Below are 13,660 nucleotides of genomic sequence, written 5' to 3' on the forward strand. Positions count from 1 at the left end.
ACAGCTGAGCAGCTCAGCAGGCCGACAGCTCGCCGACCCGACAGCCGACAACCCCGACAGCTCAGCAGCCTGGCAGGACGGCATCTCGCCAGTCCGAGGGCCCGACAGCTCACCAGCCCGCCGGCCCGGCACCCGGCCGCGTCCCGACTTCCTGCCTCCAGGAGTGATCGCATGTCCCCCGAATCCCCCGCACCTCCCGCACTCCCAGTACCTCCCACTCCCCGCGCCGGCGGCACGCGCCTGGCGCTCGCCGTGATCGCCGCCAGTGCCCTGATGGCGGTGCTGGACGGCAGCATCGTCACGGTCGCCATGCCCGCGATCCAGTCCCGCCTGGGCTTCTCCCCGGCCGGCCTGAGCTGGGTGGTGAACGGCTACCAGCTGGCCTTCGGCGGTCTGCTGCTGCTCGCCGGCCGGCTCGGCGACCTGCTCGGGCGCAAGCGGATGTTCCTGGCCGGCATCGCGCTCTTCCTGGCCGCGTCGGCCGTGGCCGGGGCCGCGACCTCGCCGGCGATGCTGGTCGCGGCGCGGTTCGCGCAGGGCGTCGGGGGCGCGGCGTCCTCGGCGGTGAGCCTGGGGATCCTGGTGACGTTGTTCACGGAGCCGCGCGAGCGGGCCACGGCACTGGGCGTCTTCGCCTTCACCGGGGCTGCCGGGGCCTCGATCGGCCAGGTGCTCGGCGGGGTGCTGACCGACGCGCTGAGCTGGCACTGGATCTTCCTGATCAACATCCCGATCGGTGTGCTGACGCTGGCCGCGGCCGTGAAGGCGATCCCCGCCGACCGGGGCCGGGGTCTGCGGGCCGGCGTCGACGTGATCGGCGCACTGCTCGTCACCGGCGGCCTGATGCTCGGCATCTACACCGTGATCGGCACCGCGGACCACGGCTGGGGCTCGGCCCGCACGCTGGGCCCGGCGGCGCTGTCCGCGCTGCTGATCGCAGGGTTCTTCGTCCGCCAGGCCACCGCGGCGAATCCGCTGATGCCGCTGCGGATCCTGCGCTCACGCGGTGTGGCCGGCGCGAACGTGGTGCAGATGCTGATGATCGCGGCGATGTTCGCCTTCCAGATCATGGTGGCGCAGTACATGCAGAAGGTGCTCGGTTACGACGCCACCCAGGCCGGCCTGGCGATGCTGCCTGCAGCGGTGGCGATCGGCGGTGTGGCGCTGGGCGTCTCGGCCCGCCTGATCGCGAAGTTCGGCGCCCGCAGCATCCTGATCACCGGCCTGGCGATGCTCACCGGCGCGCTCGCGCTGCTGCTCCGCATGCCGACACACGCGAACTACGTCCGCGACCTGCTCCCGACCATGCTGCTGATCGCCGGCGGCGGCCTGGCGATGCCCGCGACGGCCGGCCTGGGCATGTCCGGCGCCCGCGACCAGGACGCCGGCCTCGTCTCCGGGCTCTACAACACGACAGCCCAGGTCGGGGCGGCCGTCGGCGCCGCGGTGCTGTCCACGCTGGCCGCCGCCCGCACGGCGCACCTGCTCAGCGGCGGCCGCACCCCGGCGGAGGCGCTGAGCAGCGGCTACCACGTGGCGTTCACGATCGGCGTCATCCTGCTGGCGGCGGCGCTGGTGGTCGCGGTGGTCGTGCTGCGGCGCGTCGAGACGCCCGCTACGCCCGCACCGTCTCAAGACCCTCGACCCGCACCGCGTCACGAGGGGTACGCGTCCGCAGCCCGAGCAGGCCACTGAACAAGCAGTAGCCGAAGAACGCCGCGACGGCCTCGATCGCGGCGGCACGCACGTCGAGGTCGCCCTTCAGCAGATCCGGCGCCTTCAACGCGACCCCCGCCGCCACCGAGAGGGTGACCGCCGAGCGCCACGGATGCCGCCGCATCTCCAGCCAGCTCATCAAGCGCGGCATCCGTGCGGCCGCCGTCGACCAGACGCCGGTCACCAACTCGTACAGGCGCGTACTCCACGTCCAGCGCATCGCCAGCGTCTCGCAGCAGTCTGCGATCACGTCAAGGGTCGAAGCCCTGCCGGACACGGTCCCGGCACGCAGCGCGGAGCGGACGCTGAAGACCAGCGCGACCGGCACGGCGAGCGCCACCAGCGCCGACATCGCGCCCACGTCCCACGCGGAGTGAGCGATGTTCCCGGCCGAGATCACCGCGATCGGGACCAAGGCCAGGACCGCGACGGCCTGCGCCCGGACCGCCGTCGCCAGGCTCCGCGGAGTCCGGCCCAGCAACCAAGGCGCGAGCACCACCAGAAGGAACGCGGTCCCGGCGCACATCCCCGCCACCTGCCCCAACAGCACCGGAGCGGCGTAGTACGCAGCCTGATCCGGCCACGGCACCGCCGGCGCCCCGCCCCGGTTCGCGAGCCCGGCGGCCCCGACCGCGGCCGCCACACACGCCACCAGCGCCCACGCCGCGACACGTGCGCTGTGCAGCGCGCAGTCGCGGTTGAACTCCGCGGCCAGCTCCTCCGGGGCGCCGAAGCGGACGGTCGCCCGGCGCGCCGCCGCCTGCGGGGTGAGGCCGGCCGCCTCCTCCTCGGCGACGAGATCGGCGAGATGCGCCGTGACCTCGCTGACGATGCGGCGCCGGCCGCGCGCGCCGACGCGGAGCCGCCAGGCCAGGTCGTCGGCGTAAGCCTCGATCGAGCGGTAGCTCATCGTGCGACCTCCACGCGAGGATTCCCGACAAACCGCAGGACCGCGCTCCCGAAAGCGCCGCAGCCGCACCAGCCGCCGCGCATCACACCGCCGCCCCGTCCGCGAATCCGGCCGCCGGACCGGCCTCGGCCCGGTCGCCGACGCCGAACACCCGCTCCACCGCCGCCGAGAACGACCGCCACTCGGTGCGCCGTTCCTCGGCCGCGCGCCGGCCGGAGACCGTCAGGCTGTAGACCCGTCGGCGGCGTCCGCCGACCTCGGACCAGCCGCTGGCGACCAGCCCGGCCCGCTCCAGCCGGTGCAGGGCTGGGTAGACCGAGCCCTCGGGTAGGTCGAAGACCCCGCCGCTGCGGTCGCGCAGCGCCTCGATGAGTCCGTAGCCGTGCGACGGCCCGGTGGCGAGCACCGCGAGCACCAAGCCGTCGAGGTGTCCGCGCATCATGTCCTGGCTCATACCTAGAAAGGCTAGGCTTAGAGACTCTCGGTATCAAGGCTCCAGGCGCCCGAAAAAAATCTCCCAGGGTTTTGTCGATCCCGCCGCGCGCCGCCCGACGCAGTCAGAGAGGCTGGACCGACCAGCCACGACGTGAGGAGCGACCGCCATGCCGAAGTTCATGGTCTTGGTACCGGGCAGTGCCGAATCCGAGGCCGGGGTCATGCCGCCGACCGAGCTGTTCGAGGAGATGGCCGCCTACAACAACCAGCTCGCGAAGGCCGGTGTGCTGCTCGCCGCCGAGGGCCTGAAGCCGACCTCGGCCGCCGCGAAGGTGCGGTTCGACGACACCGAGCGGCGCACCGTCATCGACGGGCCGTTCACCGAGGCCAAGGAGATCATCGCCGGATACTGGCTGCTTCAGGCCTCCTCGCTGGAGGAGGCGCTGGAGTGGGTGAAGCGCGCGCCGTTCGGCGGCGGGGTGACGCTGGAGGTGCGGCCGATCGGCTCGATGGACGAGCTCGGGCTGGAGTTCTCGCCGGAGCTGCGCGAGGCCCAGCAGCAACTGCGGCAGCAGCTCGGCCAGTAGACGGTTCATGCAGCCCAGAAGGGCTGCCAGACTGGCGATATGGCGCAGGCGACCGAGACCGTCGAGGCGGTGTGGCGGCTGGAGGCGGCCCGGGTCGTGGCCACCCTGGCCCGCTACACCGGCGATCTGGGACTGGCCGAGGAGCTGGCGCAGGACGCGCTGGTCGCGGCGCTGGAGCAGTGGCCGGCCGAGGGGGTGCCGGCCACCCCCGGCGCCTGGCTGACCGCGGTCGGCAAGCGGCGGGCCGTGGACCACTTCCGGCGGGCCGAGACGCTGCGGCGCAAGGTCGGGGAGCTCGGCCGCGAGCTGGAGATCGACGGCGAGGGCTACGAGGACGGCGACGTCCTGGACGCGGTGGACGCGGTCGACGCCGCGCGGTCCGACACCGCCATCGACGACGACCTCCTCCGCCTCGTCTTCACCGCCTGCCACCCGGTGCTTTCAGCGGAGGCCCGGGTCGCGCTCACGCTGCGCGTCCTCGGCGGCCTGACCACCGCCGAGATCGCGCGCGCCTTTCTGGTCCCCGAGGCCACGGCCGCGCAGCGCATCGTGCGGGCCAAGCGCGCGCTGGCCGACGCCGGAGTGGCGTTCGAGGTCCCCGACGGCCCCGAGCGCCGCCGGCGCCTGACCTCGGTGCTGGAGGTCGTCTACCTGATCTTCAACGAGGGCTACTCGGCGACCGCCGGCGACGACTGGCTGCGCGCCGACCTGTGCGAGGAGGCGCTGAGGCTCGGCCGCGTGCTGACCGGGCTGATGCCGGCCGAGCCGGAGGTGCACGCGCTGGTGGCGCTGATGGAGATCCAGGACTCGCGGCGGCACGCCCGGACCGGGCCCGACGGGGAGCCGGTGCTGCTGCTGGATCAGGACCGCGCGAAGTGGGACCGGATGCAGATCGAGCGCGGGCTGGCCGCCCTGGTCCGGGCCGACCAGGCGTTCGCGGCGGAAGTCACGGCGGCGGCCGCGGCAGCCGCGCCCGATGCGGATTCGCAAAGCGCTGCGGTCGTCGAGCCGGGCACGTATCACCTGCAGGCCGCACTCGCCGCCTGCCATGCCCGGGCCCGCTCCGCCGAGGACACCGACTGGCGGCTCATCGCCGACCTCTACCAGCGGCTGGTGCAGCAGACCCGATCCCCGGTCGTGGAACTGAACCGCGCGGTCGCGGTCGGGATGGCCGAAGGCCCGGAAGCCGGCCTGGCGATCACCGACGCGCTCACCGGCCTGCGCGCGATGCGCGGCTACCACCTGCTCCCCAGCGTGCGCGGCGACCTGCTGGTCCGGCTCGGCCGGCTCGCGGAGGCGCGGGAAGAGTTCGAGCGCGCGGCCGAGCTCACCGCGAACACGCGGGAGCGCGCGCTCCTGCTGGCGCGCGCCGCCGCGTGCGGTCCCTGATTCAGCTCACTCGGTCAGCTCATGTATTCAGCTCACCCGATCGGCTCACTTGGTCAGGTCGACGACGTCCGACATGCAGTCCGCCTGCGGCTGCCAGCCGTTGTCGCACGTCCCGGGCGAGGACGCGGTGTCGTACTGGTCGGCGCGCACGACCTCGGTCGTGGTGCGGATGAAGCCGGCGTTCTCGTCCGGGATCGTGGTGACCACCGAGAACTCGGCGTGTCCGCCGGCCGGGATCGAGCCCAGGGCGGTCTCGAAGTCCATGGGCTTCGAGGGGTCGAAGCGGTCCGGGATCGGCTTGCAGGCCTCCTGCGACTGCGCGTTCGCCTCGCAGTCGAAGCCCGTCGTACGCAGCACCACGCCTGTGGCAGTGTTCGGACCGTTGTTCGTCACGACGATGTCGTAGCCCAGGCCGTTGTTGTCGGTGAAGATCGGGCCGTGGTGGGTCACGGTCAGCTGGATCTGGCCGTAGTCGGTGTAGGCGGGGGTGGAAGCGTGGGCGGGGACGGCACCAGCCGCACCGGCGACGGCCGCGAAGGCCAGAGTCGCGAACGCCACAGGAAGGTTTCCGCCACCCGTCGCCCACCACCGCCCGTTATGGAGCTGCTGCGCAGCGCTGTGTTGCATTTTCATGTCCCCCAGCTTCGCGGCGCCTTGCGAAGCAACCCGCATCCCTGCCGCCAAAAGGATGAATGTCCGCCGTCTTCAACCGTGTCGGTGACTGACCCGCGCGTTTCCGGACGAAATGCGGAGTTTGAATGGCCGCATGCTCCGTCACGCGACTGACGCCCACCACGACTCCCCCCGCCGCCGCGCGCCCCGCCGGGCCGCGGCCGTCGCCCTGCTGTCCGCCACGCTCGGCGTCTGCCTGCTCGCCGCCACCGCCGCCGGGCCCGCTTCGGCCGGCGCGCTCCGCTTCGGCGGGACCCCCAACGCCGAGGACCGCGGCGACGGGGTCTACGAGACGTTTCTGCCGGACGGCAGCATCACGCTGCGCCCCGGGGCCGCCGACCAGGCGCCCTCGGCGCTGCCGGTACCGTCCGACCTGCGCCTGGCCACCAGCGGCCGGCCGACGGCCAACACCCCGGTGCTGATCCCGATGCACGACAACGGCCGCCACGACAACCGGATCGACCTGGTCTTCGTCGGCGACGGCTACCTCGCCTCGGAGACCCCGGCCTTCGCGCAGTCGGCCGAGGCCGCCTGGCAGGCTCTGATGAGCTACGAGCCCTACAAGACCTACCAGAACTTCTTCGACGCCTCGCGCGTCGAGATCGCCTCCCCGGTCTCGGGCATCTCCAACGACCCGACCGACGGCGTGGCCAAGCAGACGCCACTGGGCATGCACTTCTGGTGCCACGACATCGAGCGGCTGCTGTGCGTGGACACCAAGTCCGCCAACGCCTACGCCAACCTGGTGCCCGGCATCAACCACGTGATCTCGCTCGCGCACACCGCCGCCTACGGCGGCGCCGGCGGCGCGATCACCACGCTGGCCGGCGAGAACTCGCTGTCCGACGGCGTGATCGTGCACGAGATGGCCCACACCCTCGCCGGCCTCGGCGACGAGTACGACGTCCCCTTCGACACCGCCGGCGGCAGCGACTCGGACCTGCCGAACATCACCTCGCAGTCGGCCGCGACGATGAGTGCCAACCACACCAAGTGGTAGCGCTGGATCGGCAAGCCGAGCGGCGACGGGAGCACCGTCGGCGCGTACGACGGCGCGAACTACTACGCTCATGGCTTCAACCGCCCCTCCCAGGACTCGGAGATGCGCAGCCTGGGCAAGCCGTTCAACCCGCCGTCGATCGAGGCGCTGATCGAGTCCTTCTACCTGAGCAAGTCCGGCAAGGGCTCGATCAACCCGATCGACTCGGTGACGCCGGCCGCGACCGCGTCCGGGATCAGCGCGAAGAACGGCGTCACCCTCACCGCCGACCTGATCCCGTTGGTCGGCGTGAACTACAAGGTCTACTGGGGCATCAACGGCACCGCGGTCACCGGATCGCTGGGCAAGACCAGCCTGGACCTGACCACCGCGCCGCTCACGAAGGGCCAGTGGAACCAGGTGATCGTCTACGTCGTGGACGACAACCCGGCGGTCGCGGACCCCGACTTCCGGACGAAGTACATGACGAAGTCCGCGAAGTGGTGGGTGTGGGGCGGCTGACGAGCTGCCTCTGGAAACCTCTTAGGGAGAGAACGCTTAGGCGGAATCCGCTTAAGCAGAGAAACGCTTAGGGCCGCTCGGGCCAGTGCCGTCCGAGCGGCTCTTTGCTGCGCAGCAGCGGATCGGTGATGCCGTCCCAACACGCCAGCGCCGCGTGATCCCACTTCGCGAGTTCCGCTCCGGCCTCATATGCGGACTCGTAGAAGGCCAGCGCGCAGCCCACAGGATCGTCCGACATACGCGCCTCGTCATAGGAGTAGTACGCGGTGTGGCTTCCCCGCGCGGTGACCCACCGAGCGGGCTCAGGACGCAGCGTCTTCTCCTCGATGCCCTTGGGCTCGGGATACGTATAGGAGTAGAACGTGGGCTCCGGGGTGTCGGGGTCGCCGAACCAGAACCCGGAGCTGATCTGCTCCCGGGAGTAGGACTCGCGGGTCGCCTCGTCCATGCCCTCCGGCGCGGGGATCTGGCGCGGCGAGTAGCGCTGGGTGGCGATGTCGAAGGTGTGCCAGAAGACCTGGACCGGGCTGACCTTGCCGGAGAAGGACGCGCTGAACTCCTCCAGAATGCGGCCCACCTGGCTATAGACCTTGAAGGCGCGATGCGCGTGTTCCGGCATATAGGTCTTGTGCTCTGTGTCCTCCGCGAACGGACGCTCTTTGTCCGGGAGGTCATAAGGGTGCGGATGCGCTATATGCGGATCGACGTCCAGCGAACGCAGAGCGTCCTGAGTCTGGCTGTAGAAGGACGCGACCGTCTGGTCCGTCAGCGGCACCAGCGCCTGGCCACCGTGATCGGTGTCGATGCGCAGGACGTGATCGAAGAAGTCGAATTCACAGGTGAACAGCGGACCTTGCTGCGCCGTGCCGAGTTCGACGGTGGACCAGCCGCGTGGCTGATTCCGCAGGGTCATGTGCCACCAGTGATTGCGGCGGATGCCCCGCGCGAGGGCGATCTTGCCGACGATCTGCAGATAGCGGTGCAGGGTTTCCCGCGTGGGACGCCACTCCTCATAGGGGATGGCGGGGAGAACTTCCGTCGGGGTCCACGGCGACTCGGTCATGCTCGCGAGCCTAAGCGCGAAACCGGCGGAGCGCCCGTCATGGAACGCCCCGCCTGGAACAGCCTGGATGACGCTACGACGACCTAGATCGCTGAACGCACGGCGCCGACCGGGTGCCCGCCGCCCAGCAGCGGTGACTCGGCATAGCGGCTGAGCACCGGGGCCTCGACCCCGAGCCGGCGCAGCGCGGCGACCAGCACCGGGCCCACGGCGCGCCGCTCGTGGTCGCCGTCGCCGACCTTGAGCGCGACGGCGCGGCCGTCGGGCAGCGCCACCGCCTGCACGCCCTCGGCGCCGCCCTTGGCCAGCAGGCCGGGCACGCCGGCCATCAGGTCGGTGTCGAGGCGGTCGGTGCCGGAGACGTACTCGGGGTGGGCCCGCATCGCGTCCGCGACGCGGCGCTCGGGGGTGGCCGGGGCGGCCAGGACGGCGGCGCGGAAGGCGCGGGCAAGGCCGACGAGCGAGATCCCGTACAGCGGGGCGCCGCAGCCGTCGACGGCGTCGTGGTGGACCTGCTCGCCGGACAGGCGCTCGACCGCGGTGCGGGAGGCGCGCTGCATCGGGTGGTCCGGAGCGAGGTAGTCCGCGGTCGGCCAGTGATTGATCACACATGTGGCGAGCATCGCGGCGTGCTTGCCGGAGCAGTTCATGGTGACGCGCTGCTTGTCGCCGCCGGCCCGCACCATGGCCAGCTTCGCCTGCTCGGCCAGCGGCCAGTCCGGCGGGCAGGCCAGCGTCTGCTCGTCCAGGCCCACGCCGGCCAGGATCTTGCGCACGCCCTCCAGGTGGAAGGGCTCGCCGGCGTGCGAGGCCGCGGCCAGCGCCAGGAGCTCGCCGGTCAGGTCCAGGCCGTTCTCCAGCATGGCGACCGCCTGCATCGGTTTGTTGCTGGACCGCGGCATCATCACCGCTTCCACGTCGCCGTAGGCGAACTCGACGCTGCCGTCGGCGGCGAGGGCCACCAGGCGGCCGTCGTGCCACCCCTCGGTGAACCCGGAACGGACTATCTCGGCGAGGGGGACGACTCCCTGTGCGGTCATGTGCGGTGTTACTCCATCTTCTGCTCCTCATTGAGCAGATCGTCGACGGTTGCCTGACCCTCACGGTAGCGGCGCGCCAGCTCCGCCGCGAACCGGTCGATCACGGACTGCGCGATGCGCCGGTACTCGGACACCTCCCGCTCATAGGCCTTCAGCGTCAGTCGCGCGTCGGCCAGCTGTCCGTCGGACAGGTCCAGGACGATCGCCGGGCCCACGGCGTCGATGCGCTCCTCCATCTGCGAGCGGTACTCCCCCGGATCGGGATCGGGCACGATGACGATCTCCATGTGCCGCGGCGAGCGCGCGTTCGCCGGCGGATCGTCGGCGAGGATCGCCGCCAGCGACTGGACCAGGGGCTCCGGAGAGCCGGCGGCGCGCCGGCGGAGCTCGGCGTCGATTATGTCGATGCGGCCGTGCAGGACCCGGCGCAGGTAGGAGAGCTCGGTCTCCTCGCGCAGCGCCGCGCCGCGCTCCCGGCGGATCGCGGCGAGTTCGAGGGCCTCGACCTCTGCGTCCGGGCGGCGGGCGGCGACGAGGACGCGGTCGAGTCTGGTGGCTTGGGTGCCCATAACAGCATCGTTCCATGGTGGGGAATAGCGGGGATTGAGGTTGGGGGTATCGCCACCCGATCGCGATGGCGTGGCGCGCGCGAGAGCGGCTGCCCGCGGACTTGTCACACTCGGGTGACCGTACGGTGCCATACCGGTCGCCGCCCTGCTGCTCGTCCTTCGGGCCCTGCCGCTCTACCCGCTCTCCGCTCTTCCCTTACCCGCTCACCGCCCCCCAAGCCGGCCGCGCTCTTGCCGGGCTTTCCCGCTTACCGAGCGGCGCGGAACGTCGGCCGCCGGTTCGCGCCGGCGTCCGGTGCCACCACGAGCTCCTGCGCCGCCGGGATGCCGTCGGCGAGCAGCTGGTCCTCGACCGGTGTGGTGCGCTTCACCACGGCGAGCGCCACGTGGCCGAGTTCGTAGTGGCGCGCGGCGGAGGTCACCTGGCCGACCACGCGGCCGTCGCCGGTGGTCACGTCGGTACCGTGCGCGGGCAGGCGCTCGGGAGTGCCGTCCAGGTGCAGGAAGACCAGGCGGCGCGGCGGGTGGCCGAGGTTGTCCACGCGCGCGACCGTCTCCTGGCCCCGGTAGCAGCCCTTGTTCAGGTGCACCGCGCCCGGATGGCCAACGGATGCGATCCAGTCGAGCTCGTGCGGGATGGTGCGGTCGTCGGTCTCCAGGCCGACGCGCGGCCGGTGCGCGGCGATCCGGAGAGCTTCGTAGGCCCACATGCCCACGGGGTCTCCCGCGCCGCCGTCCTTGGCGAAGTCCGCAAGGCGCTCCCTGGGGAGGAACAGCTCATGGCCCAGCTCCACCTCGCGGGCCAGTACGCCCTCGGGCACCGGGCCGGTCGTGAGCACCACCGCGTAGCGGTCGGTCACGTCCTCCGGCTCGACGCGCATCATGAAGCGCATCTTCTCCAGGAACGCCAGCACCTCCGGCGCGGTGCCCGGTTCCACGTGGAACCACGTCGCCTCGCCGTCGTCCACCAGGTAGAGCGCGTGCTCGACCCGGCCCTGGGGCGACAGGATCAGCGCCTCGACGGCCACTCCCGGCTTCAGCGACTCCAGGTGCTGGCTGGTGAACGAGTGCAGCCAGGTCAGCCGGTCCGGCCCGGCCACCCGCAGCACGCCGCGGTGCGACAAGTCCACGAACCCGCGGTGCTCCTCCGACAACCGGCGCTGCTCGCCGTGCGGATCGCCGTAGTGCGCCGCGACTCCCGCGTCCGGCGGGTCGGCCGGGACGGCGGCGGGCAGGGTCAGCAAGGGGCTCGTCATGGCTCTAGTCTCTCCTATCGCAAAACGCCTGTTACGCTGCCGTTCTCCCCGCACGCGGGGCTCGATCAGATGTAACGCGCAGGGCGGGGAAATCCATGGCAAGGCCGACACGGACCACGTGGGTGGCGTGCGCCGCGCTCGCCGTGGCCGGCACGCTCGCCGCCGGCGGCCTCGCGGCGGCGACGGCGGAGAAGCACCCGGGGCACGGCGCGCCGTCCGCGCAGCCGCCTGCCAGTTCCCAGTCCGCGAGCTCTCCGAAGAGCTCGCCCGACGAGCCGCCGGCCGCCGCGAGCACGCCGGACGCCTCCATATCCGTCGCCGACCTCGACACCTTCGTGGCGGCGCACTCCGCGGCGCTGAAGGCCAAGAACCGCGCCGGCTTCGTCGCCGCCGTCGATCCCGGGCACCCGGATCTCGTCACGCGCCAGGGGCAGCTGTTCGACAACCTGGAGAAGATCCCCTTCACCACCGCGAGCTACTCGGTCACCACGGTCGACGACCAGAGCACCCTCCCGCAGGACGCGACCGCGACCGTCACGGTGGCCTTCGACCACCAGATCACCGGCGTGGACAGCGTCCCGGTCGAGGAGCGCTACAAGTGGACCGTGCAGCGCACCGGCCCGAACGCTCCGCTGCGGGTGACCGCGGTCGACGGCGCCGACTCGGAGCACAACTACCCGGCGCCCTGGGACGCCGTGGCCGGTCTCACGGTATTCACCAGGTCGAAGGTGGTGATCATGGCGGACGACACGTCGGTGTCCTTCGCCAAGAGCCATGCGGACGCTCTGGAGCGGGACGCGGAGTATGACTTCGCACACTGGACCGGCGGCTCGGGCACGGCACCCGGCTTCGCCGTCTTCCTCACCGCCGACCGCTCCCGCTATCAGGCCATCTACAGCCAGAACCGCGCCGAGTCGGTCGGGGTGACGGTGCCTATAGCCGCGGCGGGTAAGGACGACGGCTTTTATCCGAGCTCCCGTATAGCGGTCGACACCACGCAGTACAAGAACGTCGACCCCGCCGACGCCGACATCGTGTTCAAGCACGAGATGGCGCACGCGATGATCGGTCCGTTCGAGGACCAGAGCGCGACCTCCGGACAGCAACACCTGTGGGTCATAGAGGGGTTCGCAGAGTGGGAATCACAGAGGATGTACTCCACGTCGGAACTCCTCTATGACGGCGACTCGCTGCACGCCTACGTCCGCAAGCACGGCGTTCCCCAGGCCCTCCCTACAGACAGCCAGGTCTACAGCTCCGACTCCGACACGTCCGGGCTGAACTACTTCTACTCGCACATGGCGATCCGCTATATGGCCGACGAGTACGGCCCGGAGAAGGTCGACAAGTTCGTCCTGGCCGTCTACAAGAACGCGACCGCGTCCACGTGTGTCGACGACGCCATGAAGAACGTCCTGGGGACCACCACGGATCAGTTCACTCGGAGTTTTGCGAAGTGGCTTCGGAACTCTGTGTGAGAGCGGAGCACTCCGCGCACGTCCCGAACACCGCCAGGTGCCGCACGTCGGTCTCGAAGCCGTAGTCCTGCTTCAGCCGCTGCACCAGCGGTTCGGCGGCGGAGTCGGCGGCCTCCAGGATGCGCCCGCAGCCCCGGCACACCAGGTGCACGTGCGCCGGCTGATCCGCCGTGTGGTAGATCTGCGCGCCGTGGCCCAGGTGGGTGTGGGTGACCAGACCGAGCTCTTCGAGCAGCTCCAGGGTCCGGTAGACCGTCGACAGGTTCACGCCGCGGGCGGTGCGGCGGACTTCCTCGCAGATGGCCTCGGGGGTGGCGTGGTCCATGGCGGCCACGGCTTGCAGGACGAACTGCCGCTGCGGCGTGAGGCGGTAGCCCTTCGCGCGCAGCTCCTTCGTCAGGTCCGTGGGCGCGGTCTCCATACCACCACTATCCCACCGGGCGGGGACAGCGGTCGCCACCGTCCATCCGTGCAGAGTTCCCGGAAGACTTACTTGACCGGCTTGAGCTGCGCCGAGAGGTGCGACTGCATCGACTGGCCCATGGCCGCCATGTCGAACGCCCACAGCAGATCGCCCTGGACCAGACCGTACAGGCGGTGCCCCGCGGTGTACTCCTTGGCCGTCTCGGTGCGCGCGACCACGTCGGTGCGCAGCTCGATCTTCGCGCCGTCCGCCTCGCCGACCCAGATCTCGGAGAAGCCGGTGGGGTGCGCCAGCACCACTTCCAGCTGGGTGCGGGTGGTGCCCGCGGTGCCGTTCTCCTCGGTGCGGGGCTGGGGACGCCAGTAGCCGGACTCCATGGCCAGCGGCCGGACCTGGTTGCCGTCCTCGTCGAGCAGCCAGGACCGCGACTCGTACTTCAGGAAGGGCTTGTCCGGCGTGTAGGAGAACACGACCTCCTGCCCGAAGTTGAACGACTCGATGGTCGGGTACCCGCCGACCCCGGCGCCCGCCCAGGTGCCCAGCAGGAACGCCAGCGGCACACAGTCCGGGTGCAGGTCGGACGGGATCTCCAGCGGCATCAGTTCTGGCCCTTGAACAGC

Annotated in this window: 15 protein-coding genes; 6 read left to right on the forward strand and 9 right to left on the reverse strand. The window is 71.0% G+C overall.

The genetic code is table 11. From position 1 onward, the window contains the following. Positions 1-171 precede the first annotated feature (171 nt). Positions 172-1,695, forward strand: a complete 1,524-nt coding sequence (locus ABH935_RS34475; protein ID WP_370382143.1) for an MFS transporter — start codon at positions 172-174, stop codon at positions 1,693-1,695. Here the strand turns inward: ABH935_RS34475 and ABH935_RS34480 are convergent. Then, positions 1,616-2,626, reverse strand: coding sequence for a permease prefix domain 1-containing protein (locus ABH935_RS34480; protein WP_370382144.1), 1,011 nt, complete (start codon positions 2,624-2,626; stop codon positions 1,616-1,618). The genes ABH935_RS34475 and ABH935_RS34480 overlap by 80 nt on opposite strands. An 82-nt stretch (positions 2,627-2,708) precedes the next feature. Then, positions 2,709-3,080, reverse strand: a complete 372-nt coding sequence (locus ABH935_RS34485) for a PadR family transcriptional regulator (protein WP_370382145.1) — start codon at positions 3,078-3,080, stop codon at positions 2,709-2,711. Positions 3,081-3,228: 148 nt separating this feature from the next. Between ABH935_RS34485 and ABH935_RS34490 the strand changes: the two genes are divergently transcribed. Continuing rightward, on the forward strand, positions 3,229-3,648 hold the full coding sequence (locus ABH935_RS34490) for a YciI family protein (RefSeq protein ID WP_370382146.1): 420 nt from the start codon (positions 3,229-3,231) through the stop codon (positions 3,646-3,648). Positions 3,649-3,687: 39 nt separating this feature from the next. Beyond that, a complete protein-coding gene (locus ABH935_RS34495) occupies positions 3,688-5,037 on the forward strand; it encodes an RNA polymerase sigma factor (RefSeq protein WP_370382147.1) in 1,350 nt (449 codons plus the stop codon). 45 nt (positions 5,038-5,082) lie between these two features. Here the strand turns inward: ABH935_RS34495 and ABH935_RS34500 are convergent, their stop codons facing one another. Then, positions 5,083-5,595 (reverse strand): hypothetical protein, encoded by a 513-nt coding sequence (locus tag ABH935_RS34500; protein ID WP_370382148.1) that lies wholly within the window; start codon positions 5,593-5,595, stop codon positions 5,083-5,085. Positions 5,596-5,803: 208 nt separating this feature from the next. On the opposite strand from ABH935_RS34500, the gene ABH935_RS34505 reads away from it, so the two are divergent. Both ABH935_RS34505 and ABH935_RS34510 read left to right on the forward strand, forming a co-directional pair. After that, entirely contained in the window at positions 5,804-6,709 is a 906-nt protein-coding gene (locus tag ABH935_RS34505; protein ID WP_370382149.1) for a M64 family metallopeptidase, read from the forward strand. Between the two features lie 102 nt (positions 6,710-6,811). Then, positions 6,812-7,210 (forward strand): hypothetical protein, encoded by a 399-nt coding sequence (locus ABH935_RS34510; RefSeq protein ID WP_370382150.1) that lies wholly within the window; start codon positions 6,812-6,814, stop codon positions 7,208-7,210. A gap of 67 nt (positions 7,211-7,277) precedes the next feature. Here ABH935_RS34510 and ABH935_RS34515 read toward each other — a convergent pair whose 3' ends face one another. From ABH935_RS34515 to ABH935_RS34530, 4 genes are all read right to left on the reverse strand, one after another. Next, a complete protein-coding gene (locus ABH935_RS34515; RefSeq protein ID WP_370382151.1) occupies positions 7,278-8,273 on the reverse strand; it encodes a DUF5996 family protein in 996 nt (331 codons plus the stop codon). Between the two features lie 83 nt (positions 8,274-8,356). After that, a complete protein-coding gene (locus ABH935_RS34520) occupies positions 8,357-9,313 on the reverse strand; it encodes an asparaginase (RefSeq protein ID WP_370382152.1) in 957 nt (318 codons plus the stop codon). A gap of 8 nt (positions 9,314-9,321) precedes the next feature. Further along, positions 9,322-9,882 (reverse strand): aerial mycelium formation protein, encoded by a 561-nt coding sequence (locus tag ABH935_RS34525; RefSeq protein WP_370347925.1) that lies wholly within the window; start codon positions 9,880-9,882, stop codon positions 9,322-9,324. A gap of 248 nt (positions 9,883-10,130) precedes the next feature. Continuing rightward, positions 10,131-11,138: a folate-binding protein YgfZ gene (locus ABH935_RS34530; RefSeq protein WP_370382153.1), complete on the reverse strand. Its 1,008-nt coding sequence runs from the start codon at positions 11,136-11,138 to the stop codon at positions 10,131-10,133. 95 nt (positions 11,139-11,233) lie between these two features. Between ABH935_RS34530 and ABH935_RS34535 the strand changes: the two genes are divergently transcribed. Beyond that, positions 11,234-12,616, forward strand: a complete 1,383-nt coding sequence (locus tag ABH935_RS34535) for a hypothetical protein (RefSeq protein WP_370382154.1) — start codon at positions 11,234-11,236, stop codon at positions 12,614-12,616. Here ABH935_RS34535 and ABH935_RS34540 read toward each other — a convergent pair. Both ABH935_RS34540 and ABH935_RS34545 read right to left on the reverse strand, forming a co-directional pair. Further along, on the reverse strand, positions 12,576-13,037 hold the full coding sequence (locus tag ABH935_RS34540) for a Fur family transcriptional regulator (protein WP_370382155.1): 462 nt from the start codon (positions 13,035-13,037) through the stop codon (positions 12,576-12,578). The genes ABH935_RS34535 and ABH935_RS34540 overlap by 41 nt on opposite strands. Before the next feature lie 68 nt (positions 13,038-13,105). Then, a complete protein-coding gene (locus ABH935_RS34545; protein WP_370382156.1) occupies positions 13,106-13,639 on the reverse strand; it encodes an FABP family protein in 534 nt (177 codons plus the stop codon). Positions 13,640-13,660: the final 21 nt, after the last annotated feature.

Origin of the sequence: Catenulispora sp. GAS73 (genome assembly GCF_041262085.1) — a bacterium.
Taxonomy (GTDB): Bacteria; Actinomycetota; Actinomycetes; order Streptomycetales; family Catenulisporaceae; genus Catenulispora.